This is a genomic window from Amycolatopsis echigonensis, from assembly GCF_002846615.1.
GTDB classification, from domain to species: Bacteria; Actinomycetota; Actinomycetes; order Mycobacteriales; family Pseudonocardiaceae; genus Amycolatopsis; species Amycolatopsis echigonensis.
In genome coordinates this window covers 3361673-3388123 of the sequence record NZ_PJMY01000003.1, presented here as the reverse complement: position 1 = coordinate 3388123, position 26451 = coordinate 3361673, and the positions used below count along the sequence as shown (strand labels likewise).

Below are 26451 nucleotides of genomic sequence, written 5' to 3'. Positions count from 1 at the left end.
AGCACGGTGAGCCCCTCCCGTTCCGGTCGCGGCCGTGCGCCGAGCGGCCCGCGACCGGGTGCTTACCCAGTGCGGTTCGGGACCGCCGAACTGCTGCGCGACGCCGACCGGCCCAACGCGTGGATGCTTTCGGTGGACGGGGTGGCGCAGTCCTACGTCGATCTGGACGACCCGACGAACCTGGAGTTCGACTACGTGCGCCGGCTCGGCGACCTGGTCGACTTCCTGCCGCCCGGACCGCTCGACGCGCTGCACGTCGGCGGCGCGGGCTGTTCCCTGCCGCGCTACGTCGCCGCGACGCGACCGGGTTCACGGCAGCTGGTGTTCGACGCCGACGAGCCGCTGATCGACCTGGTCCGCGAACAGCTTGACCTGCGCAGCGTCCCGAAGCTGCGGGTGCGGATCGAGGACGGTCGCGCGGGGGTGCGCAGCCGCCACGACGCATCGGCGGATTTGCTCGTGCTCGACGCCTTCGAGCGCGCGACGCTGGCCGGCGGCCTGGCGACCGTCGAATTCGTGACGGACGTCGCCCGCGTGCTGCGGCCGGGAGCCACGATGCTGGCGAACATCTCCGACGGGCCCGGCCTGCCGTTCGCCCGCCGGTTCCTCGCGACGCTGGCGGAGGTGTTTCCGCACGTCGTGCTGCTGGCCGAGCCCAGCGTGCTGCGCGGACGCCGGTTCGGCAATCTCGTGCTGGCCGCGTCGCGGCTCGAACTGCCGACCGCGGAGTTGACTCGGCGGGCGGCGTCCTCGCCGTATCCGGCACGGGTGGTGCACGGCGCTGAGCTGCGTCAGCTTCGGGGAAAGGCCGCGCCGGTCTTCGACGCGGAAGAGCTGCCCTCGCCGACGCCGCCGGACGACGTGCTCGGCCTCTTCTGAGATCAGTTTTCTGAGGTCAGGACATACTGTGCCATTCGTCGCCAATCCGACGACAGCCACGGCGGAAAGGTCACTGCGAGCAGATTGGCTGCGGTCCGTGCCGCCTGCTTTTCGCCGCATCAGCGAAAAGCGGGTTCCCCCCGTACCCGCCAGAGCCCGCTTATCCTTGCTGCCTTCCGGCCCTGGGGAAGTTCACAGGGTGGACGCCACGGGGGGTCCCCGCAGACGACTATAGCGGACTCGGTTGCCGCGCTCGCGCCCCCTCGGCCACCCCCGCCGAGACCAGGTCGAGCACCTCCCGCACGGACGCCGGGTCGCGGGCGTCGAACGGGTGCACCGGGACGCCGTCGCGCACGGTCAACGCCCAGCGCACGTCGTGCAGCGGCCGGGTGAGCAGGCCGTCGAAGCAGTTCACCCCGACCACGAACGGCAGCCGGAGCCCTTCGACCGCGTCGAGCACCGGGTAGGCGTCCGCGATCCGCCGCGGGTCGACCACCACGAGCGCGGCGTCCGCGCCCCGCACGAGGTCGGGCCAGCGGAACCAGAACCGCGGCTGTCCCGGCGCGCCGAACAGGTAGCGGCGCCGCTCGCCCTCGCCCAGCCTGCCGAAGTCGAGGGCCGCGGTGGTGTCGCCGGTGTCGGTGCGCACCGGCGCGATCTCCGAAACGGCCTGCACCGCCGTCGTTTTCCCGGCTCCGGCCGGGCCAAGCACGAGAATCTTCACGGGTCAGGCGAACGTGGTGTTCTTCAACTCCTCGACCAGCGCGGGGGTAAGGACTTCGGACGCGCGGTTGGCGAACATCGCCATCTCGTAGGCGATCGTGCCGAGACTGGCCTGTTTGTTCGCCAGCACACCGAGCGAACAGCCGATGCTGATGGTGCAGACCACCAGGTAGCCGCGTTCCAGTTCGACCACGACCTTGTCCGGATCGCCGAGCGGATGGCTTTCGGACACGCTCTGGGCCAGCGCGAGCATCGCCGAGCAGGTCGCCGCGAGCCGGTCGGCGTCCGCGCGGTCGAGGTCCTGCGACGCGGCGATCAACAGGCCGTCCGCGGACACCGCGAGCGCGGCGATCGCCCCCGCGGTGTGCAGTGCGAAGCGATTGACCAGCCAGTTGAAGTTCTGCGCGGCGGCGGGAACGGTCATGATCCTCCTTGATCGGCCTGCTGAGCGGTGACTTGCTGTGCTTTGGCGACGCCGTCGGAAAACGAGTCGAAGGTGGCCCGCTCGGCGGCCGGATCGCGCAATTCGCGGCGCGGCAACGGAGTCCGGACGATCTGCGGAATTTTGAGACCGGGAGCCAGCTGGGCTCCGGGGACGCGGCGGAACACCCCGTCGCGGGATTCCGGTTGCACCACGGTGAACTGGTGCGTCGGCGACGGATCAGCGGCCTCCCGCGTGTCCGCGGTGTCCGTTGTGGATTCTTCGGGCTCGCCGGGGAGTTCCAGCGTCCCGGTGAGGGAGGCGAATTCCGGTTCCGCCTCCGGCCATTTCGGAGCCTCGGTCTCGTCCGGCTTCGCTTCGCCGGCTTCGGGTTCCGGCGGATCGGTGAACCACTGGAACCCGGGAGGAGCCGGTGTGGACAACGCGGCGATCGCGGGCGCGGGCAGCAGCACCGGACGCGGGTCCGGCACCTGGCCCGGTTCGAAAAGCCCAGGCCCGCGACGGAAATCGACGTCCCGGGTGAACAACGCCTGCGGCACGGATACCTTGGCCGTCACGCCGTCGTCCGGAGTGGACTCCAGCTCGACGCGCAGCGAATGCCGCCGCGCGAGCCGTCCGACCACGGCCAGGCCGAGCTGCTGCCCGGACGTCGCGTCGACCGGTTCGGCGAGCCGGCGGTTCTCCTGCGCCAACCGGTCCTCGGGCAGCCCGATGCCGTGGTCGGCGATGCGCACCAGCAGATCGCCGGACGGCTCGAACTCCGTCGCAATCTCCACCGCCGACTCCGGCGGCGAGAACGCGGCGGCGTTTTCCAGCAGTTCGGCGAACAGCAGCACGAGGTCGATCCCCAGCGACGGCGCGAGCAGCGCCTCCGCCGGTTCGCCGATCCGGATCCGGGATTCGTCGTCGATTTCCGCGGCGGCCGAGCGCAACGCGGTGGCCAGTTCGATCGGGCCGCCGACCCGCGTTTCGTCCCGGTTTCCGGTCACCACGAGCAGATCGTCGGCGGTGCGGCGAAGCCGGAGGGCGGCGTGCCCCACGCGATGCAGTCCGGCGAGCAGCACCGGATCGTCGGTGCCGCGAGTCAATTCCTCGACCATGGTGCGCTGCCCGGCGACCAGGTTCTGCGTGCGCTTGGCCGCTCCGACCAGCAGCTGGAGCCCGGCGCGGCGCGCGTTCGCCTGCTCGGTCACCGCGTCGGCCGCGGTGCCGCGAAGCCGATTGAACGCATCGGCCAGCTCAGCCAGTTCGCCGCCGGTTCCAGCGTCGAGAGCGGGCAGCGACGGGTGCGGCGGACCCGATTCCGGCTCGCCGACCTGAACCAATTCGGCGGCGGCGAGGTCGGCCGTCGAACGGGCTTGGATGCTCAACCGGCGCAGCGGCCGGGCAATGGATCGCGCGGCCAGTACGGACAATGCGGCAACGAGTCCGAAAAGGACAATCGCGGCACCGCCGACAAGGAAGGCCGTCCGAGTCGCACTGGACGCTTTCGCGGAGGCGGCATCGGCGATCGCACCGGCGATCCGGGTTTCGACAGCGTCGCGCTGATCGGCGAGTTGAGTACCGGCAGTGACCACATCGGACACAAACTGCCGGTCCTGCCGCGGCGCGGCGGCCAGCCGGTCGAGCTGCTGGGCCGTCACTCCGGCCTCGACCGCGGCGACCTGTGCCGCGTCCTGGTTCCCGGCCAGCCGCGCGAACTGTTCTCCGTAGACAGCAGCGCGCTGGCCCGCGCGGTCGGCTCCGGCGGACGCGATCAGCGCGGTCGCCCGGGCCGCTCGTTGTTCGTCCGCGCGCAGCAGGGCGTCGAGCTGCCGGGCACCAGCACTGTCCGAAGTGGTCAGCCCTAGAGCGTCGATCAGGCCGATAGACATAGAATCGTAGCCAGAAGCGACGTCAGCTACGGAAATCTGACGATTGAGCGTGTTCTGCCGCAGTTTCGACAGTGCGCCGCCTTGGCTGACCAGGCTGTCCGCGACGCCGTGCGCAGCGCTGTCCACCGCCTGCTGCTGCCGGACGAGCGCCGAATTGGTGGCGGACGGGTCAGCGACAAAAGCGGCGGTGAGCAGGCTTTCCCGCTGCAACTGCCCGACGAGGCCGCCCACCCACTGTGCCCGCGCCACCGCGTCCGAAGCGGTCGCGGCCGCCGACGCGGCGCTGACCTGGGTGACCACGAGGGGGACCGCCGCCGCTGCGACCAGAATCAGCGGAGCCACGACCAGCACGGTCACTCGCGCCCGCACAGTACGGATCCCGAGGCGGTCGAGCAGCCGCGCAGCGGATTCCCGCGACCGGACCGAGCCGTCGCGCATCCACGTCACCTTCCGTTCCCGAGGAGTCCCGACGAGACCGAGGCGTGAAGTGCACCGAACGGGGACACTAGCAGGACGCTACTACTCTCAGTAGCACTCGTCGCGGTACGCACATGGTCGGACACCCCACGTCTGCGCAGAGCTTAGCGAGGCTTGCAAGATCTAGACAATGCCCTCTTCTTCCGGGTCGCGGCCTGGCACGCTGGGGTTTTTCCGGCGAGCGGCACGCACGGAGGGCGGGGTGAGAGGAGAATGACCGATATGCGCATCGCCCCTGTCGCCGCCGACGTCGCCGCTGCCCACCTCCGCCTCCGACCACACGTCCGGTGGACACCGCTGTTACGCACCGAAATCGACGGTCGTCCGCTCGTGCTCAAGCTGGAGCAGCTCCAGCGGTCCGGTTCCTTCAAACTGCGCGGAGCGGTAAACGCCCTGATCAACGGGCCTAAGCCGAAACGGGTGGTCACGGCTTCCGGCGGCAATCACGGCCTCGGCGTCGCCACCGCTGCCCAATCGCTCGGCGTTCCCGCGGTCGTCTACGTGCCGGAGTCGGTGCCCGAAGCCAAGGCCGCCGGCATCGAAGCGGCTGGCGCCAAGCTCATCCGGCACGGCGCGACGTACGGCGAAGCCGCGACAGCCGCGCTGGCCGTCGCCGAGGAACCCGGCACCCGCTACTTGCACGCGTACGACGACGCCGACGTAATCGCCGGGCAAGGAACCGCGACGGCGGAAATCGTGGCCGACGCACCGGACGTCGACGCCATCGCCGTCGCAGTGGGCGGTGGCGGGCTGGCGTCCGGCGCGACGCTGGCCGCGGAAGGCCGTCAGGTGTTCGCCGTGGAGCCGGAGCACTGCCAGGCGCTGCACGCCGCCCTCGCCGCGGGCGGGCCGGTGGACGTCGCCATCGACTCAGTGGCCGCCTCCGCGCTCGGCGCGACCCGCGTCGGCGAGCTGGCGTTCGGGATTCTCAACTCGCCACGCGTCACGTCCGTGTTGGTGTCCGACGCCGAAATCCTCGCCGCGCGCGATCTGCTGTGGCGCGACTACCGGCTCGTCGTCGAACCAGCCGCCGCGGCTCCGCTGGCCGCCTGGCTGGCCGGGCGCATCCCGGCCGAGCTGCCGTGTTTTGTCTTGTGCGGAGCCAATACCTCGGTCACTTTTGCGTGAGGTCGTACACCGTCGCGCCGCCGACCGTGGTGGAGCGGAAGTGCTGCTCCACCCAGGCGGTGATCTTCCCCGAGGTGCCGCGGCTGCCGCCCGGACCGCCGGGACCGCCTGGGCCGCCGAAGCCACCTGGACCGCCGAAGCCGCCGCGGCCGTTGCGCGCGCCGACGACGAAGTAGTGGATCTCGCCGCTCGCCACGTACTGCTGGAATTGCGCGAGCGTCGGCGCGGGATCGCTGCCGCTGAAGCCGCCGACCGCGAGCACCGGTTTGCCGCTGTTCAACGCCAGTCCGGCGGCCTGCATCGCGCCGGTTTCCGCGGCGGCCCACTTCGTCGTCGTGGTCTCCAGCAACCGGTTCAGCTCCACATTGGACTGTTGTGGTCCACCGAAACTGCCGCGCCCCTTGTGCTGGCTTTGCGGTCCGGACGCCGGGCTCCCGCCGGTATGCGCCGTCGACGCGGTCGCCACGGCGAAGGACGCCATCCCCAGCAGCGCAGCCACCAGCGCCAGCACCGCGACGACTCGACGCGCCGTCCCGAGCAGCAACCCGACCGCTCCCAGGACGCCGAGCACGAGCACGGTGTATCGCACCCACGGCTGCCAGTTCGGGGTGCGATGCAGCAGAACGAAACTCCATGCGACGGTCGCCGCCAGCATCACCGCGAGCACCGCGCGCGGCGCGAAGTAGGTGCGGCCGCGCCACAGTTCGGTCGACGAAATCGCTACCGTGGCAGCGATTCCCGGGGCGAGCGCGACCGTGTAGTAGGGGTGGATGATCCCGCTCATATAGCTGAACACGAGGACGCTGATCACCGTCCAGGCACCCCACAGCAGCAGTGCCGCCCGAGTGCGATCAGTGCGCGGCGCGCGCCGGGTGAACCACAGCCCGGCTACCAGCCCGATCAACGCCGCGGGCAACAGCCAGGACGCCTCGCCGCCGAACTGCTCGGTGAACAGTCGCGTCAAGCCGGTCTGTCCGCCGAAACCGCGCATTGCCTCGCCGCCAGGAAACTCCGGCAGTTTCGGCCGCGCGTCCCCGCCGTGAGATTGCCCGAAAATCCGCCCCAGTCCGTTGTAGCCGAAGGCCAATTCCAGCACGCTGTTGTTCGTCGACCCGCTGATGTACGGCCGATCGGCGACCGGCCACAACGCCACCGCGAGCACCCACCAACCCGCGGAAACCACCACCGCTCCGGCAGCCGCGAGCAATTGCCACACCCGCCGTCCGAGCGAAGTCGGAGCGGCGACCGCGTACGCGAGCACGAAGGCGGGCAACACGAGGAATGCCTGCAGCATTTTGTCGAGGAACCCGAAGCCGATCGCGACGCCCGCCAGCAGCAGCCACTTCGTGCTCGCCGTTTCCAGCGCCCGCACCAGGAAATATCCGCCCGCGACGAGCAGCAGAACCAGGAACGCGTCCGGGTTGTTGAACCGGAACATCAACGCGGCCACCGGAGTGAGCGCGAGCAACGCCCCGGCGAACAGCCCGGCCACCGGGCCGGAAAGCCGCCGCACCGCCAGGTACAGCAGACCCACCGAGCCCACGCCCGCCAACGCGTCCGGGACCAGCATGCTCCAGCTGGAGAAGCCGAAGATCCGCCCGGACAATCCCATCACCCACAGCGAAAGCGGCGGTTTGTCGACGGTGACCACGTTGCCCGGGTCAAGCGAACCGAAGAACCACGCTTTCCAGTCCCACGTGCCCGCTTGCACGGCCATCGCGTAGAAATCGTTGCCCCACCCGGAAATCGCGACATTGGTGAGGTACAGAGCGGCAGTGCCGAGCAGCAGAACCGCGACGGCGGGACGCACCCAGCGTGACGTGCCCACCGGTGCGGGCGCGACGAGAGTCGACATGCCCGCCATTCTCGCGGCCCGGGCTGTGCGCGGGCTGTGAATCACTCACGAAGGAGTGTTGCCGCCATCACGCAATTGCGGGAACGAAGCCACGAATTCGGTGCGCCCGGGCCCGCTGGCGACCATCACGCGGCCGGAATGCGCCGCCACGACCGCGGCGACAATCGCCAGACCCAGACCCGTGCTGCCCGCGGCACGCGACCGGGAATTGTCCCCGCGGGCGAACCGCTCGAATACCTCGGGCAGGATTTCCGGCGGAATTCCCGGCCCATCGTCCACAACGGACAAAGTGACCCAGCCGTCTCGTGTGGACAGTGCCGTGGTCACCGTGGTGCCCGCCGGCGTGTGCGTGCGAGCGTTGCCGAGGAGGTTCAGCACCACCTGGTGCAGCTGCCCGGCGTCGCCCAGCACCGCGATCGGTTCGCCGGGAAGTTCCATCAGCCACTTGTGTTCCGGACCGGCGACATGGGAATCGGCGACCGCGTCCGCGACCAGCCGGGACAAATCGACCGGCTCGTGCACGACCGGACGCCCGGAGTCGAGCCGGGCGAGCAGCAGCAGATCCTCCACGAGCGTCGTCATCCGCGCCGATTCGGATTCCACCCGGCTCATCGCGAACGCGATGTCCGGCGGCACCTGTTCGCCGCTGCGCCGGGTCAGCTCCGCGTACCCGCGGATCGCGGCGAGCGGCGTGCGCAATTCGTGGCTCGCGTCCGCGACGAACTGCCGCACCCGGCTTTCGCTCGCGTGCCGGGCGGCGAGCGCCTCGGCGATGTGGCCGAGCATCCGGTTGATCGCCGAACCGACCTTGCCGACCTCGGTTCGCGGATCAGTGTCCACCTCGGGCACTCGCTCGGACAGCGCGACCTCGCCGCGGTCCAAGGGCAGTTCGGACACCCGGGAAGCGGTGGCGGCGAGCCGGTCGAGCGGAGCCATGGTGCGCCGGATCGTGACCGCGCCGGCGAACCCGGCGACGAGAATGCCGCAGATCGCGACACCTCCGAAGATGAATCCCAGCCGCCACAACGTTTCCGAGACCCGGTTCATCGGCAGCCCGATCACGGTGAACTCGCCGCGCGGCGAATACGTCGCGACCACGCGGTAACTCCCGAGATTCCCGGGAAGCTCGACCGTGCGGCGCTGGCCGTTCGGCGCGAGCACGAGCAGGACCCGGTCCTGGTCCGGCGTCAGCTGGACAAGGCCGAGCGGGCCGATCACCTGCCCGTTGACCGTTCCGTCGTGGACGACCAGGCTGAGCGTCCCCTCCGGCTGGCCGAGCACGCGCAGCGGATCCGGCGGCAGCTTGGCGGAGCCGGTGATGGGCGGACGCGGCACGCCGTGCCGGAACCCGCGGTCGCTCGCCGCCGCCAGCTGTCCGTCGAGCTGCCCGACGAGAAAGCTGTCCAACGCCAGTTCGGTCACCACGCCGACGACCACGCAGACCAAGGCGAGCAGCGCCGCCAGCTGCATGATCAGCCGGCGGCGCAGGGACCACGGACGACGGCCGGGCCGGGCGGCCGGGTCAGCCGGCGGCGGGTTTGAGGACATACCCGGCGCCGCGCATGGTGTGGATCATCGGTTCCCGATCGGCGTCGATTTTCTTGCGGAGGTAGGAAATGTACAGCTCGACGATATTGGCCTGGCCGCCGAAATCGTAGCTCCACACGCGGTCCAGGATCTGCGCCTTCGACAGTACCCGGCGCGGATTGCGCATCAGGTAGCGCAGCAATTCGAACTCGGTCGCGGTGAGCGGCACCAGGTCGCCGCCGCGGTGCACCTCGCGGCTGTCCTCGTCCAGCGTCAGATCGCCGACCACCAGCTGCGATCCGGTCGCTCCGGAAACGCCGCCCGCCCGGCGCAGCAGCGCGCGCAGCCGCAGCGCCACTTCTTCCAGGCTGAACGGCTTGGTCACGTAATCGTCGCCGCCCGCGGTGAGCCCGGCGATCCGGTCCTCCACCGCGTCTTTCGCGGTCAGGAAGAGAACCGGCAGATACGGCGTTTCGGCGCGCATCCGGCGCAGCACCTCGAGCCCGTCGAAATCGGGCAGCATCACGTCGAGCACGACGGCGTCCGGCCGGAAATCTCGGCCGATGCGCACCGCCTCGGCTCCGGTGCCCGCGCTGCGCACCTCCCAGCCCTCCATCCGCAGGGCCATGGACACGAGTTCGGCCAGCGTCGACTCGTCGTCGACGACCAGCACGCGGACCGGGCTGCCGTCCGCGCGGCGCAGTTCGGCCTTGCCCCGGCCGGCAGACGCGGCGTTCACACTGCTCATGGTGCCATCTTCGGGCCCTGTCTTCAGGTCGGGCTGTGCCCTGGCTGTGTGTTTCCTGTGCGTGCGTCCCCGCGGGAGTGCACAGGTGTCCCCCACGTCCGGCACAGCTTCCGCACAGCGGCCGCCCCGACGCTCGGGAAGGACAAGCCCGAACGTTCCGGAGGAGACCATGACGACCGATCCAGCACAGGGCGCGACCTGGGGAGAGCAGCCTGCTCCCGCATCCGGCGGCAGCGGCCCGGGCAAGACGTGGTCGGGCCGGAAAACCGCGATCGCGGCGGGCGTCGCGGTGGTGATCGCGGTGGGCGGCGGACTGGCGATCTGGGCGGGGACCAGCGGCAGCAACGCGACCGCGCAGCAGGGTCCGGGCGGATTCGGCGGTCCGGGCGGCCCCGGTGGGCAGGGCGGTTTCGCCGGCCGCGGCGGGTTCGGCGGGATGGCCGCGCTGCGGGACGCGCTGCACGGCGACTTCGTGGTGACGGACCCGGCCGGCGGATACGTGACCGAACGCCTGCAAACCGGGACGATCACCGAACTCAGCGCCACCTCGGTGACCCTGACCAGCAAGGACGGCTACAAGCAGACCTACACGCTGGATTCGTCCACGCAGAAGACCGGTTCGCCGAAGTCCGGCGACAACGTCACCGTGATCGCGAAGGTGCAGGGCACTACGGCCACCGCGACCTCGCTCGGCGAAGCACAGCAGTTCGGCAACGGACAACCTCGCCGCCGCGGGTAGCCCGTGAAGGACTCCTTGAGGGAATCTGGTTCCCTCAAGGAGTCCTTCACAGCGAGCGAGGAGGCTGTCGTGAAGCGGTGGATCACGCTGGCGTGCGGGGTGGTGCTGGTGCTCGTCGGCGCGGTGTGGGTGCTGCAGGGCGTCGGCGTGCTGACCGGCAGTTTCATGACCGGCCAGAAGCTCTGGTTCCTGATCGGGCTGGTCGCGTTCCTGGTCGGCGTGGTCCTCGTCTCGGCCACCGCGTTCCGCAAACGCGCACGCTGACTCACCGGGTGAAGACCTCGAACACCGGGTAGCCCGGCGCGATCTCCAGCAGCTTCTCCTCCGGTGCCTTCGCGTCCACGCCCTCGAAGAAAGTGCCGACCTCGAACGCCCAGCGCTTGAGGTACGAGCGCAGCACGGCGGGCTTCTCTTCATTGGAGAGCTCGCGATAGGTGAACGTCTCGGTGCGCCGTCCGACGGTCAGCTGGCCCTCGCCCGCGGCGCGCAGGTTCCGCACCCACTGCGTTTCGCCGCGCGCGGCCACCAGGTACTGCTTGCCCTCGAATGGCAGCAGGTTCACCGGCACCTCGCGCAGTTCGCCGGACTTGCGGCCGCGGACACCCAGCACCCGGCTGCCCCACACGCTGAGGCCGTGCTTGGTGAGCCAGCGGATGAGGCCGTTGAACACCGCGGTCGACTTGCCCGGTTCGAGGTAGCGGCTGCTGGTCATGGGGTCCTCCTCGGTCTGCGAGAGCGGTGCTCTCTGTTGTGAACAGTGAACACCCACGATCCGCTCCGAGTCAAGAGCACTGCTCTCTATTTTGCGCGGCGCTCTCATTCGAGGCACACTGATCGCATGACTGCCGCACCCCGGACCGCCCGCGAACGAGTCCGCGCCGAGCTGACCCGCGAGATCAAGGACGAGGCGCGCCGCCAGCTGGCCGAGGTCGGCGCGCACGGACTTTCCCTGCGCGCGGTCGCCCGCGAGCTGGGGATGGTCTCGTCGGCGCTGTACCGGTACTTCCCGAGTCGCGATCACCTGCTCACCGCGCTGATCGTCGACGCGTACAACGCCGTCGGCGAGGCCGCCGAACAGGCCGATCCGCACACCGACGACCCGCGCGCCCGCTGGCGAGCCATCTGGCGCGCGACCCGCGACTGGGCCCGCGCGAACCCGCACGAGTACGCACTCATTTACGGCTCGCCCATCCCCGGGTACCAAGCTCCGCAGGACACCGTCGGCCCCGCTGGCCGAGTGGCCTTCGCGCTGGTCGCAGTGCTGCGCGACGCACACCCGCACGAGCCGGCGGTCACCGCGCCGATGTCGGAAGAGCTGCGCGCGCAGGCCAGCCAGCTCACCAAGATTCTGGACATCGACGCCCCGGCCGAGGTGGTCATGCGCGCCATCGCCGCCTGGACCCAGCTGTTCGGCGCGCTCAACTTCGAGCTGTTCGGCCAGTACGTCGGCAGCGTTGATCCGGCGGACGCGTACTTCGAGCACCTCATCGGGCAGATGGCGGACTTCGTCGGGCTGTAGTCCGGGGTAAGTTCGCCGTGGCGCCAACGCGAAAGGCAGGTTCGACGTGACGGAATGGGCCGGGCGGGTCGGCAGGATCCGGGTGATCGGCACCGGGGTGATGGGACGCGGCATCGTCCAGCTCGCCGCGACCGGCGGAGTCACCGTGGAACTCGCGGACGCGCAACCGGAAGCGGTCGCCGCGGCGATCGACCACGTCGGCGCGATGGTCGACCGGCTGGTCGCCAAGGACAAGCTGAGCGAGGAAGCCGGCCGCGCGGCGAAGGAACGCCTGGTCCCGGTCGACGGTCCGCACGCCCCCGCCGACGGGGTGGACCTGGTGATCGAAGCCGTCCGCGAAGACCTCGAAACGAAGCAGACGCTCTTCGCCGGGCTGGAGAAAGTCTGCGGCCCTGACACGATCTTCGCGACCAACACCAGCTCGCTGTCCGTCACGGAGATCGCCGCCGGACTCACTGATCCGACGCGGTTGATCGGCCTGCATTTCTTCAATCCAGTCCCGCTCATGCGCCTGGTCGAGGTCGTCCCCGGCGCGCGCACCGCCGAGTGGCTGCCTAGTGAAGCCCTGAAACTCGTCCGCAGCTGGGGTCACGAACCCGTGCTGGCGAAGGACGCCCCCGGCTTCCTCGTCAACCACGCAGGCCGCGGCCTGAACACAGAAGCCCTGCAGATGCTTTCCGAATCCCGCGCCGAGCCAGCCGAAATCGACCGCATCGCGCGCGACGTCCTTGGCCTCAAGCTCGGCCCGTTCGAACTGCTGGACCTCACCGGCCTGGACGTCTCGCACGCGGTACTGGAAAGCATCTGGAACGGCTTCCACGCCGAACCCCGCCTGCGCCCGTCGTGGCTGACCCGCCCGCGCGTCGCCGCCGGGCTCTTCGGCCGCAAAACCGGCGAAGGCTTCTACCGCTACGTCGACGGGAAGCAAGAAGTTCCCCCGGAGCCCACGGCCCCGCCCGCCCCCACCATGCCGGTCTACGCCGCCGACGAACGCCTGGGCCGTCTCCTGTCCGCAGCAGGCGTCGACGTCGTCCCAGACGCCTACCCCGACACAGTGCTGCTGGTCACCCTGCGCGGCGAGTCCACTGTGGAGGCTGCGCGACAACTGGAACTGCCCGCCTCGCGCGTCTGCGGCGTTGATGCATTGGGCTACGAATCGCGCTTCACCCTGTCCGTCCACCCCGGACTGGACCCGCACTACGGCCGCGCCGCCTGGGGCGCGCTGGCCGCCACCGGAACCCCAGTAACGGTCGTCCGGGACGGTGCCGCCCCGATCGCACAACGCCTCCTGGCCTCGATCATCAATACGGCCTGCTACATCGCCGACCAAGGCCTCGCCGTCCCCACCGACATCGACACCGCGGTTCGCCTAGGCCTGGGCTACCCGCGCGGCCCCCTGGAATGGGGCGACCTGATCGGACCGGAAAAGGTGCTGCGCATCCTGAACGGCCTGCTCCGCGCCACCGGCGACCCCCGCTACCGCCCAAGCACCTGGCTGACCGAACGGGTAGCACTGAACCTGCCCCTGGCCAACACCGGCACCCGCCCCGCCGACCTGGCCTGAGTTTTTGCCGGTATTCGCCCGCAATACGCCCCAACACCACACCAATTTCGTGAAGACGCCCCTCGCAACTCCCACAGCACACGAGGGGCTACTTCACGAACTCTGATTCTCTCTCCCCCCAAAAAAACCGCCACCGACGCACCCAACCATCGGTGCACCCACACCTCCCCCGCACCCCGATACGAAGCCCCCCTGCGGTTCGGGGGTGCTTGTCAAGGCATCTTTCCCGCCTTGACAAGCACCCCCGAACCGTCAGCACACTCAGGCTTCGGGGTGCCCCACGCCACCACCCACCTGCAATGTCGCCGCCAGGCGACGAGCAGACCGAGCAACCGAACCTCACCACCGATAATCCGCCGTACCCCCATTCCGGTAAACAACATACCCACCCTGGAAATCACTACGAGCACCCCCGCTAATCGGATACTCATCCGAGGTAGGCAACCCCAAATACCCCTTCTCCCACCCCAACGCAGCCCACCGCTTCCGGATCTCCCCCTGCACCATATGCGCCCCGGTACCAGCACTCCAGTAAATCGACCCACCACCATTAAAGTGGTTATACCGAGCAATCCCATTAGGAGTCGCAGTCTCGTCAGTAGTGGGATACCCAAACCCCCGCTCCCACCCCAACGAGGCCCATTTCTGCCGAATAGCCCCGCCAATCTGATGCGCCCCAGTAGACGGCGTCCAATACACCGACCCACCACCAGTGAAGTGGTTATACCGCCCCACCCCGTCCGGAGTCACAGACTCATCCGTAGTCGGATAACCGAGTCCCCGCTCCCACCCCAACGACGCCCACTTATCCCGAATAGCCCCACCAATCTGATGCGCCCCACCAGTAGGCGTCCAATACACCGACCCACCGGTAAAGTGATTGAACCGTCCCACCCCGTCCGGCGTTCCAGACTCATCGGTAGTCGGGTACCCGACCCCACGCTCCCACCCGAGCGCAGCCCACTTGACCCGGATCTGCCCCTGCACCGAATGCGCCCCGGTAGAGGGCGTCCAGTAAATGGAAGCAGCCTGACTACCCGGCGTGCCAAGCAAATGGTTGTACCGTCCCACCCCATCCGGAGTCTGAGTCTCGTCAGTCACCGGCGGCCCGTAAACCTGATGCCCGCCGATAGCGAGATACCGAGCCAGGATCTGCCCGCCGATCTCATGCACCCCGGTAGCCGCGGACCAATACAACCGCCCATTCGCATAAACCCGGTACCGCACCGGCCCGTCGACAACCTCCGGCCCCGTCGGCGCACCCAGCAAACTCTGCAGTCCCGGCTCAGCCGCATACCGCTGATCAATCGCCGTCACGTAATTAGCGGTCAGCGTCATATCACCAGTACCCACGGTGATCGACCATGAAGTGCTAGCCGGACCGCCCTGCCAACCAGTGAACTTCGACGCCCCATCCGTGCCAACCAACGGCGCGGTCACGTCAAACGTCGCACCCTCGGTGACCATCGCACTGCTGACACCGCCCTCGCTCGGAATGCTCAACGCGGCCGGCTGCGTCCCCACCAACGTCAACCGATGCTGGCGCGGGTAGGCGACATACGTCTTACTAGCCTGCACCCCCGCGCTATCGGTAACCGTCGCGGTGAACTCCATCCGAGAGTCAGTGTGATCAGTAAACGGCACCGTCAACGTCGGCCCCGTCGCACCCTCACCGGGGTGCACGTGGCAAGCACCGAGATCCGGACAGTGCCGGATCAACGACGTCCACGTAATCGGAAGTGCGCCATCCTCGACATCAGTCGCCGTAGCGGACAACGAAACCGGATCACCGACCGCGAAATCCTTGTCCGGCGCGGACAAAGTAAGCACCGGCGAGTGAATGCCCGGCGCGACAGCAACTTGCGCAGTCCCGACGCCGCCAAGCGGATCCGAGACCGTCAACGTCGCAGTGAATGAAGCACCATCCCCATACTGATGGCTGGCCTGAACACCCGTGCCGGTGCTGCCGTCGCCGAAGTCCCAAGAATACGTGAGCGGATCGCCGTCGGCATCAGTAGAACCACTGGCATCAAATGAAACCGTGCGAGTATCCGGGTCCGTAGTCGAGGTCGCCTTAGCCACCGGCGGAGCGTTGTTCGTCGAGTAGCTCAACCGCCGCAGCAACCCGGAGTTGAGGTCGCTGAAGACAATGTCCCCGTTAGGCGCGGCGGAAATCCGCGTAACCCCGCCAACATTCAGGAACGGCGCGGGACTCGCAGGCGCCTGCGTGAGCTTGCCCTGCGCGTCGTACCGCAGCGTCCAGATCTTCTGCCCCGCGTAGTCGCCGAAGAAGTACGCACCCTGGTAAGCAGCCGGATAAGTCGTGCCCCCATACACAATCCCGCCAGTGACACAGTTCCCCTGCGAAGGGCCTGTCCCGTGCTGGTAGTCCCACAATGGCGGAGTGTTCACCACCGAAGCGCAACGCGAGTCAGTCGAATACCCCGGGGTCGGGTGGTTCCCCTCGTAGCAAGGCCAAGCGGCATTCGCGCCCGGCTGCACGACGTCCAGCTCTTCCCACGTGTACCAGCCGACGTCGCCGACCACCGGCAGCCCGCTCTTCGGGTCAAGGCTGAACCGGAACGGGTTGCGGAACCCGCTCGCGAACACCTTGCTGCGAGCGGAATCCGGGGCGGCCGCGTTGTAGTACGGATTGCTCGGCACGCCCTTGCCGTCCGCGGTGAGGTGCAGGATCTTGCCGAACGGCGAGTCGAGGTCCTGCGCGACGAAGGCGACCGGATTGGTCTTGCCCGCGTCGCCGTTGTCGCCGACGGAGTACCAGAGCGTGCCGTCCGGCGCGGGGTAAACCGTGTCGAGACCGTGGATGTAATACGGACTGCCGGGCAGGTCGAAAATCACCTGCTCCCCGGTCAGTCCGGACGGATGGCCCGCGCTGTCGAGCTGCACGGTGAACTTGGCGGCGCGCAGCGTGTACTGGCCATTGCCCAGCGACACCGAACGGTTCAGGTAGATCTGGTGCGAGGTGGCGTAGTCCGGCGCGAGCGCGATGCCCGTGAGGCCCATGTCGCCCTGCGTTTCGACCGGGAAAGTCGCGATCCGCACCGGTGCGCCGCCGCCCGCGGCCGGGACCCAGTTGACGACGCCGGACTTGCCTAGCGCCAGCACGCTGTCGTCGGGCAGCCAGGCGAAGTCAGTGAAGTCGTACTGCCCGAGTCCGGTCGGCAGGTCCCGCAAGACGAACCCCGGCGGCAGCGCCGGGGTGTCGGCTGCTGCCGCCGGGGCGACCGCTACAGGAACCGCGAAAACCGCGACTGCGGCCACGAGCAGGGAACGGAGCTTGCGCCAGGCCATCCAGGCCCCCTTTCTGAGCGTTCGGTAATCGCTCTAAAGGGGGACAAAGTTGCCGCTATCGGGTGGAATTTATCCGAACGTGACACGCCAGGTCAGGACACGACCTGGACCACGTCGCCGACGTGCAGGGTGTTGAAGAACCGCAGCGACGACGTCGCCGACAGGTGAACGCAGCCGTGCGAGTACACCTTCAGGCTGCCGGTGTGGAACGCGTCGCCCGGATAGAAGAAGACCGAGTTCGGCATCGGCGCGTTGTCGAACTCCTTGCTCAGGTGCATCTTTTCCTTGGACAGCACGTGGAACGTGCCGATCGGGGTCGCGTGTCCCGTGCGCCCGGGCAGCATCGAGACCGGACCGTAGATCACCTTTCCGTCCTGCAGCAGCCAGGCGCGGTGCGCGGAAATGTCGACACAGGCGCTGGTGCCCGAAGCGGCGGCGGCCGCCTCGCACGGGACGTCGGCGGTGCTCGGCTCCGGGTCGGCCTTCGGCTTCGGAGCAGGCTTGGGCGCCGGTTTCGGAGTCGGCTTCGTGCTGGTGCTCTCCGGACTGCTGCTGGTCGCCGGGGCAGAGCTGCTGGTCGGCGCGCTGGAAGACGAACTGGGCGCGGTCGCCGCCGCGGCCACCGCGCCGCCGCCGGAAGCCGACCCGGTGCCGCCGCCCGAGCACGCCACGAGCCCGAAAGCCGCGGCCAGCGCCGCGATCCCCACCAGAACCCTCTTCACGATCCGATACCCCCGCGTTAGGTCGGGTCACATTCAGTAGGACCCGTATCACCCGAATAGACGACGACCACCCGCACGTGGTTGCTCGGCAATGGTCACGATCCGGCGTCTCCACCCTCGGGTGGACTCGCGAATCCACCCGGCACCAGCCCGTACGCCGACGAAAAACGCATCGATTGCGGCGAGGCTGGAAGCACGCCGGGCAGCCTCCCGGCACCCGCCGCCGGCCGGGCGAAGCCGACCACCCCGCTAAGGAGCACAGTGAACCTCGGCCCGCTCACCATCGTTCTCTACGTCGCCATCGCGGCGCTCGTCCTGTACCGGGTCGTCTACCGGCAATGGCGCGGCACCCTCCTCAGCCGCAAGCGTTTGCTGACGCTCCCGTTCATCCTGATCGCGATCGGCGTGTTCTCCGCCGCTACCGCGCTGCAAAGCGCGACCGCGACGGAATACGCGCTACTGGCTGGCGACATCGTGGTCCTCGCGCTGCTGGGCGTCCTGCGCAGCTCCACTTCGGTCCTGAGCGCTCGCGAAGGCACGACGTTCGTGAAGGGCACTCCGCTCACGTTGGTGCTGTGGTTCGCCACCATCGGCGTACGCGTCGGCTTCTCCTTTATCGGAGCCGCGCTCGGCGTCAGCAACACCGTGACCTCTTCGACGATCATGCTCACGATCGGCGTCAGCATCGGCGTACAGAACGCCTTCACCTACTACCGCATTCAGAAGCGCGGCTTGCCGCTTTCGGAGCAGACGCCGACGAGTATCAACGCTGGCCGCTGAGTCCCACCATGCGCGCGTACATCCGCGAAGGACTCAGCACAGTCGCCGGGTGCAGGAATCCCGGCAACGGCGGCAAGTCCCGCGCGAAGGGCACGAGATGCGCGTACAGCACTTCCGCCCCAGACGGTCGCATCGAAGGATCCTTCGCGAGCGTCGCCGCGAGAAGCGCGTTCAACTCTCGCGGTACGCCGGGAACGACTGGCGCTGGTTCCTTCACCTGTTTGTCGAACACCGCGTACGCCGTCGGTCCGGTGAAGACCGGACGGCCAGTCAGCATCTCGTGCAGTACGCACCCGAGCGCGTACAGGTCGCTTCGCGGCTCCGCGTGCCCACGCTGGATCTGCTCCGGAGCCATGTACGACGGCGTACCCAGAAGCTGTCCCGCGCGCGTGAAGCGAGCAGTGTCGGCTTCGCGCAACACGGCGAGCCCGAAGTCCATCACCTTCACGCTGCCGTCCGGACAGAGCATGAGGTTGGCGGGTTTGAGGTCGCGGTGACAGACCGCGCGAGTGTGCGCAGCCGACAGCACTGCGGCCGCTTGCGCCGCGATCGCAGCCGCCCACGGCACCGGCAGCGGACCGTGTTCGGCGAGCAGATCGTCCAGCGTCACGCCTTCGACGAACTGCATGACCTGGAACAACCGGTCGTCATGCGCGCCGAAGTCGTACAGCGTGGGCGCGCCGGGATGGTCGAGCGTGGCGAGGATCCGCGCTTCGCGGGCGAAGCGTTCCTCCAGCTCTTCGTCACCGCCGGGGACCCGCAGCAGCTTGATCGCGACGCGCCGGCCGAGCCGCCGGTCGAGCCCGCGGTGCACCGCGCCCATGCCGCCGCGTCCCAGCGGCAGGTCGTCGACGTCGTAGCGGTCCGCGATGAGCATGGGCCCCCTCACAGCGCTCACCCGCCACCGGGCTTCAGCCGTCCTTCGGCGAGTGCGGCAAAGCCTAGCCGCACCAGGTCGCGGCCGATTTCCGCGGTTTGCCGCAGGGCTCGGTCGAAGTCGGCGAGCGCGCGGAACGCGACGCCGTACGCACGCTGCGTTTCGAGCGGATGCCGCGGCACCTTGAGCCGGCGCGCGTCGATCCGGGTCGACGCGCTGTGCACCGGGAAGTCCGCGGCGCGCAGGCATCCGGCGAGGAACTGCGCGTCGAGCAACTCGGGATCCACGCGATAGCGGGAAAGCGCGGGCCCGAGCCGCACCGGGTCTCCACTGTGGACGATCACCGCGCCGGTGACCGACGCGACCACGTCGCCTTCGTGGGCGAAAACCGCCGCCGGATCCGGCGCGGCGTGCCCGGTCGGCGGGCCGCCGAGCAGGACATCGTCGGTGGTCAGCACGGGTTCGTCGCCGTCGGCGGTACGGGGCGGCGCGTGGGTGATCCGCAGCGCGCCCGCCTTCACCAGCTCGCCGACGGTCGTGTGCGCGGCTTCGCCGGAAGCCGGTTCCAGCTGAGGCAGCTCGATCCCGATCTGCCCGAAAACCCGTTGCGCGGCAAGGAAGTCCGCACCTGAATCGTTCCGGCCAGGACGGCCCGACGGGGTCAGGTCGACATCGTCGTCGAGCACGTCGATGATGCGTTCGCCGACGTCCGGATCAGCCAGGAAGTCCTGCCACACCTGCTCGAGGTCGTCCGGGGTGGTGTCGGCGATCAGCACGGTCGCCGGCGCTCGCCGCCCCGGCTCCGGCCGCGTGAGCAGCCAGAGATCGGTGCCTGGCGCGAGCGTGCACACCGCGCGCAGCGCGCCCGCGCGCAGCAAATTGGCCCGGATGCGTTTCCCGCTCCGCCGCCCGGCCGCGGCTCCCGGCATCAACACCGCCACCGCGCCACCAGGTTTCACATGCGCCAGGCAGTGCTGCACCCACGCCAGCTCCGACTCGCCACGCGGCGGCAAGCCGTACTCCCACCGCGTGTCGCCGACGAGTTCCTCGTGTCCCCAACCGCGTTCGTTGAACGGCGGGTCGCACAGCACGACGTCAGCCAGCCGACCGGCGAAAGCGTCCGCGCGCAACGCATCCGAGGCGTGCACCTCGGTGTCCGCGCCGTGCAGCCGCAACCGGATGCCCGCGATCCGCGCGGTGTCCGGATCGACGTCCTGCCCACGCGCCCGGGTCGCCGCGGCGGCCAGCAGCAGGGAGCCGAACCCGCACGCCGGGTCGAGCACCGTTGCCCCCTTCGCGCCGGTCAGCCGCACCATCAGGTCGGCGTACACAGTCGGTGTGGTGGAGAGCCGACGGGCGTGTGCCTCGAAGAAACGGTCACAGAGCTGCTCGAAGGTCTCCGCCGCACCTCCGTTCACGGCGAGCCGAGAGATCAGCGCCCGCAACTCTGGATCGTCCGGTCCCTCGGCGTCGTCCGCGAGATATTCGCCGACCGACGCCAGCCGCGCCCCGAGATCGAGGTCGTCTCCCAGTGCACGCAGCCGTTGCCACGCTTCGTCAATCGGCGTCAGCTCGAACGGACGGCCGCGTCCGCGCAGCCACGCCTGCACCTCCGGCAGCGAAAACAACAGGCTGGACGCCGTGCCGCCGACCGGTTTGGGAAAATCGTCATGGCGGCGTCGCCAGTTGCTCACCGCCGCCCGGCGCACGCCCGCCAGGCGCGCGATGTCGGCCGCACTCACCGCCGCGTCGTCTGCCATGCCGAGCACGATAGCTGACGACAGCGGTTTCCATCGTTTAGCTTGTTAACTCAGTCAACCAATGGTTTTATGGGGACATGGCCACCGAGCAGACCCGGTTCGCCCTGCGCTACTCAGCGGGCTCCGACCAAGGGCGACGACGCACCAACAACGAGGACTCCGTGTACGCCAGCGGGCGGCTGCTCGTGGTGGCCGACGGGATCGGCGGCCAGCCGCACGGCGAAGTGGCCAGCTCGACCGCGGTCAGCGTGCTGGCGTCGCTGGACGCGGAGCTGCGCACCCTGGACCTCACCGCGCAGAACCTGTCGAACCTGCTCTCCGACGGCGTCCGCCGAATCGCCGAAGAGCTCGCCAAGGTGGCCGAGCAAACCCCCGCCACCCACGGCATGGGCACCACCCTCACCGCCCTGCTGTTCGACGGCACCCACTTCGCCGCGGCCCACGTCGGCGACTCCCGCGGCTACCTCCTGCGCGACGGCGAACTGCAGCGCATCACGCGCGACCACACCCTGGCCCAGGCCCTGGTCGAAGACGGCACCATCAGCGCCGCCGACGCCGACGGCCACCCGCGCGGCTCGATGCTGATGAAGGCCCTCCTGAGCACCGGCTCGGCCGAACCGGACGTCTGGGAATTCACCCCGCAAGCCGGCGACCGCTACCTGCTCTGCTCCGACGGCCTCACCGCGGGCGCCAGCGAACCGGCCATCCAGGAGGTCCTCTCCCAAGGCACCCCCGACGAAATCGTCCCGAGGCTCATCGCACTGGCCAACGAGGGCGGCGGCCCGGACAACATCACCATCGTGGTCGCCGACGTCGTCCCAGCCTGACCCGGTTCGCGCAGGTCGGACCACCTGCGGGAGGCGGGAAGGCCATCCGGTATTCTTCCCCACGGAGGATTGGCCGAGCGGCCTAAGGCGCACGCTTGGAAAGCGTGTTGGGTTCACGCCCTCGCAGGTTCGAATCCTGTATCCTCCGCCGCAACACACGAAGGTCCCGGCTTCCCAGAAGCCGGGACCTTCGTCGTTGTGCGGTAAATCCCTTGCCAGGCAACGATCTTCCGCTGGCAGAATTCGTTCATGGACCACCGCTCAGCTCGCGAGTTCGCCGACCACTGGGCGAAGGCTTGGAACGCCCGCGATCTCGACGCCCTGATGACCCACTTAGCCGACGACGTGACCTTCCGGTCGCCGGTGGCCGTTCAGGTGCTCGGCGGGGACGGCGTGATCCGCGGCAAAGCGGCGTTGCGCGCGTACTGGGCCGAGGGATTGCGCCGGATTCCCGATCTCCGCTTCGAGGTGCTCGGCGTCTACGTCGGACTGCACGCGCTCGTCATCAACTACCGCAACCAGAAGGGCGGGCTGGTCAACGAGGTCCTGGTCTTCGACGGCCCGCTCGTCGTCGAGGGTTACGGCACCTACCTCGGCGACGACCCGAATCCGGCCGGGGCTCGCTGAACCGGGGGGGCGGGCCGTCGCTGTCCGCGACCGCGGCAGGGGCTGGGATCGGCCGGACGGTGCTACCCGCTAGGCTTCGCCGCAGACTTGATCGCAGCTGTCCGGAGAGGTTCCCCGGTGTCACGAATACCGTTTTGACCTGGGCGTTGGCCGTCGCGCACGCACCACGAACCCGCAGGTCAGAAGGCTGGAACGCGGGTTTCGGGCCCCGCGTGCGCACCAGTGGAGCCAACGCCTGACAGGCCCCGGACCGCCAACCGCGTCCGGGGCTTTGTCGATTCTCCCGCCGTCACTTACTTACCGAAAACACTTGATCACGCTAAGTTTGTACGTGGTCGTTCCAGCCCCTGACGTACCGAGGAGCCCGCCCCCATGGCCGGAGTGGAAGAGATCCGCGCTGGTATCGCGCTCGCGAACGAGAAGGCGTCCGCGAGCATCGCCGCACTGCAGCAGGCAGCGCAGGCGCTCGAAGAAGCACAGCTGTCGCTGTCCCAAGCCACCCAGGGCAGCAGCCAGCACGAGGTGAACCAGGCGCACGGCCTGCTCGCCGAGGCGCTGCAAGGGATCACCGGCATGCAGAGCACCATCCAGGCCGGCATCTCGTCGGCCGATTCCTACTCGGCGCGGCTTTAACGCCGATGTCGGGGCTCGCCGAAATCCACCAGTTGCTCACCGCCGCGCGAGCGGGGGTCGGCGACGGACGGGCGCACGCCGAGCGGGCGAGAACGCTGCTCGGCGACGCCCGGCGCGCGCTCGTCGACGCGCAGGCCAAGGCAGATCCGTGGCTGCCGGGGCAATGGGCGCAGGCCGACGAGGCGATCGAGCATCTCCTCACCCGTTTAGCCGCCGCCGACGATTTAGTGGGCGGATACCAGTCACGCCTGTAGGGATGAGATGGCCAGCAAGGCAGCCGAGCAACGCAACCGTGTGCAAACCGCTCTCGACCGGGTCCGGCACCAGATCGGGCTCGTGCTCGGGGCCGCGGCGGGCGCGCGCGAAATGGCCGAGGCCGAGGTGGCGCGGCTGACACTGGAACAGGAGATCGTCCGGGTCGGCATGGATCACGCCACCCCGGCGCAGCAGACGGAGTGGGCCCGGCATCCGGCGGCGCACGAGGTGTTCGCCGCGCTCGGCGGCACCCGCGCCGCCTTCTACACCGACTGGAGCGCCGGTCCCGGCCAGTTGCGCGACCTCGTCGCCGCGCACGCGCCGGGCCCGGCCGGACGGCCGCCGAGCGAATGGCTCGGCCGTGTCGGCACGAATCCCGGCGTCACCGCACCCGCGTTGTGGCGGGTCGGTTCGGCTACTGCCGCCGGCAGCGACATCTCGCGCACATTCGACGTCGCCGTGCCGTTGCTGGACGAATCGCATCTGGCCATCACGTCCGCGCCGAAAACGCGGCCGGTCGTGGACGGGATCGTGCAGGGCCTGCTGATGCGCGTGCTGTCGGCGTTCGAGCCCGGTGCGGTGAAAATCCACCTGTGGGACGTCGGGCAGCTCACCGCGATCCTGCCCGACCTGTACCCGCTCAGCCGCACAAGCGCGCTGTCGCTGTATGACCCGACGCGGCTGGAGGATCTGCTCGACGAGCTCGCCGGGCACATCCGCCGGATCCACGCCACCGGCATGCAGGCGGGCCACACCTCGTTGCGGGAACTGCGAAAAGCCACCAACCAGCGGCTGGAGCCGTACCGGATCGCGGTGCTGTACGGCAACGGCGAAACTCTGGACGCGGAACGCGCGCGCGACCTCAAACGCGTGGCCAGCGGCGCGCTCGCGGCCGGGATCTGCCTGATCCTGGTGGACGTGCCCACCGCGGTGAGCGCGTCGATCGAAACGCTCAGCCTGCTGGACGAACGCCGCGCGGTCAGCAGCATGACCGGCAGCGACCTGGTCGTGGACCTGGATCCGCCGATGCCGTCCGGACAGGTCATCCGCGCGGCGAATCGCATCGCCGAAGCGCTGATCGCCCGCCAGGGCGGCCCTCGCTCGTTCGCCGACCTGATGCCGTCCGAGATCGGCCAGGAGAGTTCCGCTCGGGAGCTGCGCGCGCCGATCGGGTTCTACGAGGGCGAAGCCGTCGAGGTGGTGATCGGCGACGCGAGTCCGCACGCGCTCATCGGCGGCCCGAGCGGTTCGGGGAAAACGAACTTCCTGTACGCGTTGCTGGGCAGTCTCGCCGCGCGGTACTCGCCGGATGAGCTGGCGCTGTACCTGCTGGACTTCAAGGAAGGGGTCTCGTTCGCCGGTCTCGCGCCCGGCCGCAAGGACTCCAGCTGGCTGCCGCACGCGAAACTGGTCGGCGTCAACGTCAACACCGACCGCGAATTCGGGTTGGCGCTGCTGCGCTTCCTCGCCGACGAATTGCGCCGCCGCTCCGCCGCGGCCAAGGAGCACGAGGTCACGAACCTGGCTGACCTGCGGGAACAGGATCCGAGCGGACACTGGCCGCGGATCGTCGCGGTGATCGACGAGTTCCAGTACCTCTTCGCCGGACGCGACCAGGTCACCGCGCAGGCCACGCAATTGCTCGAAGACATCGCGCGCCGCGGGCGTTCGCAGGGCATTCACCTGGTGCTGGCCAGTCAAGACGTCGCCGGTATCGAAGCCTTTTGGGGCAAGCCCGCGGTCTTCGAACAGTGCACGCTGCGCATCGCGATGCCGAAGGCTCGCCGGGTGCTTGCGGAAACGAACAACGCGGCGGTGTCCGCACCCAAGTGGCACGCGGTGATCAACCACGATTCCGGTGTCGCGCACGGCAACCAGCTCGCGCACGTCCCGGATGCGAGCAGTCGAAACGTTTTCGTGAACCTGCAGCAGAAGCTGTGGGAACTCTACGCTGGGCGATTCACCCGGCCGCGCCTGTTCGACGGTGCGCATTCGCCGGTGCTGGAACAGTTCCCGGCCTTCACGGAACTCAAGCCGAACGCGCAGCCGCGGGCGATCCTGGGCCAGTCGATCGACGTCACCGAGGCCGCCTGCGGTGTCGACCTGCCCCGGGTCCCCGGCCGAAACGTCGCGGTGCTCGGCGGGGCGACCGCGGAAGCTTTGTCCATTATGGACTCCGCAGCCCGCTCGCTTTCCCGGCAAATGGAACTCGGACAGGTGGAGTTCCTGCTTCACTGCCCGATCGTGGCCAGCTCTCCGGCGGTGCTGGACTTGAAGAGCCGGCTGGAGGCGGAGGGGCATCTCGCGACGCTCACCGAAGACCTTTCCGCGGAACTGGAATCGATCGTCGAATCGCTTTCCACCACGACGCCGCGCATTCTGCTGCTATACGGGGTGGACGCCGCGCTGCCGTCGCTGGAAGCAAAAGCCGTCGGACAGCTGAAGAGCGGCCTCGACCACCTGCGCACGCTGCTCAAAAACGGCCCGGCACACGGCGTGCACACCATCGGCTGGTGGCGCAGCATCGCACGGCTCAAAGACACCCTCGGTTTCGGCGGCACGGACGACATCGGCGCGTGGGCCGCTTTGGACGTCCAAGGCAACGAACTGTCGCCCTTCGCCGCGGGTCAGGTCGTGCATTGGTCGCCACGACCGGGCCGGGCCTTGTTCTTCGACCGCACCACGCACGGGGCGCCGGAAGTCATCATCCCGTTCCAGCGCCCGGAAACCGAGCCGACCGCGGGAGGTACGTCGTGACCGAAGGAACTCCCAGCCCCGCCATGCGGTACAAGGAAATCGTAGGCCTGGCCCGCGGTTCGGCGGACAACCTGCGCGCGTGGGAACTGGCACGAGCGGACGAAATCGAGCGTCAACTAGTGGACGCGCAAGCCGCGGTGGCCGCCGCGCGGGATCGGGAGGAAAAGGCCCAAGAACGCGCTAAGCGGTGGTGGAAGATGGCGCTGCACAACGTTTCCCGGCTGAGTTTCGTGGAAGCGCTGGACGACCCGGAGCCGGTGACTACTGCCCGGCCGCAGTATTTGGACCGGTACCTGGAAGAGGTCAAGCCGAGCTACCAGGAACTGGTCCAGGCGGTGCTGGGACTTGGGTGGCGCGCGAAACGCTGAGCCCGCGCTGGGACGGTCAACGTCCGTGAAGGACTCCTCGAGGGAAGCTGATTCCCGC

25 protein-coding genes, 1 tRNA gene and 1 other RNA gene are annotated in these 26451 nt (G+C 68.8%); 15 read left to right on the top strand and 12 right to left on the bottom strand.

The window, feature by feature from the left end:
- Positions 1-69 precede the first annotated feature (69 nt).
- Complete coding sequence (locus tag ATK30_RS20935; protein ID WP_208637383.1) at positions 70-879, top strand: spermidine synthase; 810 nt, start codon at positions 70-72, stop codon at positions 877-879.
- A gap of 124 nt (positions 880-1003) precedes the next feature.
- Here ATK30_RS20935 and ffs read toward each other — a convergent pair.
- The 4 genes from ffs to ATK30_RS20915 form a co-directional block, all read right to left on the bottom strand.
- An RNA gene (gene ffs, locus ATK30_RS20930) (signal recognition particle sRNA small type) lies at positions 1004-1103 on the bottom strand.
- 5 nt (positions 1104-1108) lie between these two features.
- Complete coding sequence (locus tag ATK30_RS20925) at positions 1109-1603, bottom strand: GTP-binding protein (protein ID WP_101437043.1); 495 nt, start codon at positions 1601-1603, stop codon at positions 1109-1111.
- A 3-nt stretch (positions 1604-1606) separates the two neighbouring features.
- The gene (locus ATK30_RS20920) at positions 1607-2026 is read right to left on the bottom strand and encodes a roadblock/LC7 domain-containing protein (RefSeq protein WP_043834557.1); all 420 of its coding nucleotides are present in this window, start codon (positions 2024-2026) and stop codon (positions 1607-1609) included.
- Entirely contained in the window at positions 2023-4356 is a 2334-nt protein-coding gene (locus tag ATK30_RS20915; RefSeq protein ID WP_101437042.1) for a sensor histidine kinase, read from the bottom strand. Before ATK30_RS20915 ends, ATK30_RS20920 begins: the two co-directional genes overlap by 4 nt.
- A gap of 261 nt (positions 4357-4617) precedes the next feature.
- On the opposite strand from ATK30_RS20915, the gene ATK30_RS20910 reads away from it, so the two are divergent.
- The gene (locus ATK30_RS20910; protein WP_101437041.1) at positions 4618-5523 is read left to right on the top strand and encodes a serine/threonine dehydratase; all 906 of its coding nucleotides are present in this window, start codon (positions 4618-4620) and stop codon (positions 5521-5523) included.
- On the opposite strand, the gene ATK30_RS20905 is transcribed toward ATK30_RS20910, so the two are convergent.
- The 3 genes from ATK30_RS20905 to ATK30_RS20895 are packed head-to-tail and all read right to left on the bottom strand — an operon-like array spanning position 5510 to position 9653.
- Complete coding sequence (locus ATK30_RS20905; protein WP_101437040.1) at positions 5510-7378, bottom strand: glycosyltransferase family 39 protein; 1869 nt, start codon at positions 7376-7378, stop codon at positions 5510-5512. The genes ATK30_RS20910 and ATK30_RS20905 overlap by 14 nt on opposite strands.
- Positions 7379-7423: 45 nt before the next feature.
- Complete coding sequence (locus tag ATK30_RS20900) at positions 7424-8926, bottom strand: sensor histidine kinase (RefSeq protein WP_101437039.1); 1503 nt, start codon at positions 8924-8926, stop codon at positions 7424-7426.
- Positions 8901-9653, bottom strand: coding sequence for a response regulator transcription factor (locus ATK30_RS20895; RefSeq protein ID WP_009084604.1), 753 nt, complete (start codon positions 9651-9653; stop codon positions 8901-8903). Before ATK30_RS20895 ends, ATK30_RS20900 begins: the two co-directional genes overlap by 26 nt.
- 169 nt (positions 9654-9822) lie before the next feature.
- Here ATK30_RS20895 and ATK30_RS20890 point away from each other — a divergent pair, with 169 nt between their 5' ends.
- Complete coding sequence (locus tag ATK30_RS20890; RefSeq protein ID WP_101437038.1) at positions 9823-10392, top strand: hypothetical protein; 570 nt, start codon at positions 9823-9825, stop codon at positions 10390-10392.
- Positions 10393-10461: 69 nt separating this feature from the next.
- Positions 10462-10656 carry a hypothetical protein gene (locus ATK30_RS20885; RefSeq protein ID WP_101437037.1) on the top strand — a complete coding sequence of 65 codons (195 nt, stop codon included), beginning with the start codon at positions 10462-10464 and terminating at the stop codon, positions 10654-10656.
- A gap of 1 nt (position 10657) precedes the next feature.
- On the opposite strand, the gene ATK30_RS20880 is transcribed toward ATK30_RS20885, so the two are convergent.
- Positions 10658-11104 (bottom strand): nitroreductase family deazaflavin-dependent oxidoreductase, encoded by a 447-nt coding sequence (locus tag ATK30_RS20880; protein ID WP_101437036.1) that lies wholly within the window; start codon positions 11102-11104, stop codon positions 10658-10660.
- A 126-nt stretch (positions 11105-11230) separates the two neighbouring features.
- Between ATK30_RS20880 and ATK30_RS20875 the strand changes: the two genes are divergently transcribed.
- Both ATK30_RS20875 and ATK30_RS20870 read left to right on the top strand, forming a co-directional pair.
- Positions 11231-11911 (top strand): TetR/AcrR family transcriptional regulator, encoded by a 681-nt coding sequence (locus tag ATK30_RS20875; RefSeq protein WP_101437035.1) that lies wholly within the window; start codon positions 11231-11233, stop codon positions 11909-11911.
- 46 nt (positions 11912-11957) lie between these two features.
- Entirely contained in the window at positions 11958-13475 is a 1518-nt protein-coding gene (locus ATK30_RS20870; protein ID WP_101437034.1) for a 3-hydroxyacyl-CoA dehydrogenase, read from the top strand.
- A 339-nt stretch (positions 13476-13814) separates the two neighbouring features.
- Here the strand turns inward: ATK30_RS20870 and ATK30_RS20865 are convergent, their stop codons facing one another.
- The gene (locus ATK30_RS20865) at positions 13815-16787 is read right to left on the bottom strand and encodes a PQQ-dependent sugar dehydrogenase (RefSeq protein WP_101437033.1); all 2973 of its coding nucleotides are present in this window, start codon (positions 16785-16787) and stop codon (positions 13815-13817) included.
- A gap of 92 nt (positions 16788-16879) precedes the next feature.
- A complete protein-coding gene (locus ATK30_RS46280; RefSeq protein ID WP_244194680.1) occupies positions 16880-17152 on the bottom strand; it encodes a L,D-transpeptidase family protein in 273 nt (90 codons plus the stop codon).
- Positions 17153-17189: 37 nt separating this feature from the next.
- Between ATK30_RS46280 and ATK30_RS46275 the strand changes: the two genes are divergently transcribed.
- Together ATK30_RS46275 and ATK30_RS20855 are read left to right on the top strand one after the other, a co-directional pair.
- Positions 17190-17549, top strand: coding sequence for a hypothetical protein (locus ATK30_RS46275; protein WP_244194679.1), 360 nt, complete (start codon positions 17190-17192; stop codon positions 17547-17549).
- A 221-nt stretch (positions 17550-17770) separates the two neighbouring features.
- The gene (locus tag ATK30_RS20855; RefSeq protein WP_101437031.1) at positions 17771-18289 is read left to right on the top strand and encodes a hypothetical protein; all 519 of its coding nucleotides are present in this window, start codon (positions 17771-17773) and stop codon (positions 18287-18289) included.
- On the opposite strand, the gene ATK30_RS20850 is transcribed toward ATK30_RS20855, so the two are convergent.
- Together ATK30_RS20850 and ATK30_RS20845 are read right to left on the bottom strand one after the other, a co-directional pair.
- On the bottom strand, positions 18273-19166 hold the full coding sequence (locus ATK30_RS20850) for a serine/threonine-protein kinase (RefSeq protein ID WP_101437030.1): 894 nt from the start codon (positions 19164-19166) through the stop codon (positions 18273-18275). The two genes, ATK30_RS20855 and ATK30_RS20850, sit on opposite strands and share 17 nt — an antisense overlap.
- A 17-nt stretch (positions 19167-19183) precedes the next feature.
- Positions 19184-20926: an HsdM family class I SAM-dependent methyltransferase gene (locus tag ATK30_RS20845; protein WP_101437029.1), complete on the bottom strand. Its 1743-nt coding sequence runs from the start codon at positions 20924-20926 to the stop codon at positions 19184-19186.
- 77 nt (positions 20927-21003) lie between these two features.
- Here ATK30_RS20845 and ATK30_RS20840 point away from each other — a divergent pair, with 77 nt between their 5' ends.
- The 7 genes from ATK30_RS20840 (at position 21004) to ATK30_RS20810 (ending at position 26393) form a co-directional block, all read left to right on the top strand.
- A complete protein-coding gene (locus ATK30_RS20840; RefSeq protein WP_101437028.1) occupies positions 21004-21753 on the top strand; it encodes a PP2C family protein-serine/threonine phosphatase in 750 nt (249 codons plus the stop codon).
- Between the two features lie 63 nt (positions 21754-21816).
- Positions 21817-21901: transfer RNA gene (locus tag ATK30_RS20835), tRNA-Ser, on the top strand.
- Between the two features lie 101 nt (positions 21902-22002).
- Positions 22003-22380: a nuclear transport factor 2 family protein gene (locus ATK30_RS20830; RefSeq protein WP_101437027.1), complete on the top strand. Its 378-nt coding sequence runs from the start codon at positions 22003-22005 to the stop codon at positions 22378-22380.
- 372 nt (positions 22381-22752) lie between these two features.
- A complete protein-coding gene (locus ATK30_RS20825) occupies positions 22753-23013 on the top strand; it encodes a hypothetical protein (RefSeq protein ID WP_009084635.1) in 261 nt (86 codons plus the stop codon).
- 5 nt (positions 23014-23018) lie between these two features.
- Positions 23019-23267, top strand: coding sequence for a hypothetical protein (locus ATK30_RS20820; RefSeq protein WP_101437026.1), 249 nt, complete (start codon positions 23019-23021; stop codon positions 23265-23267).
- A 7-nt stretch (positions 23268-23274) separates the two neighbouring features.
- A complete protein-coding gene (locus ATK30_RS20815; protein WP_101437025.1) occupies positions 23275-26025 on the top strand; it encodes an FtsK/SpoIIIE domain-containing protein in 2751 nt (916 codons plus the stop codon).
- Positions 26026-26048: 23 nt separating this feature from the next.
- Entirely contained in the window at positions 26049-26393 is a 345-nt protein-coding gene (locus ATK30_RS20810) for a hypothetical protein (protein ID WP_220817276.1), read from the top strand.
- The last annotated feature ends 58 nt before the right edge of the window (positions 26394-26451 follow it).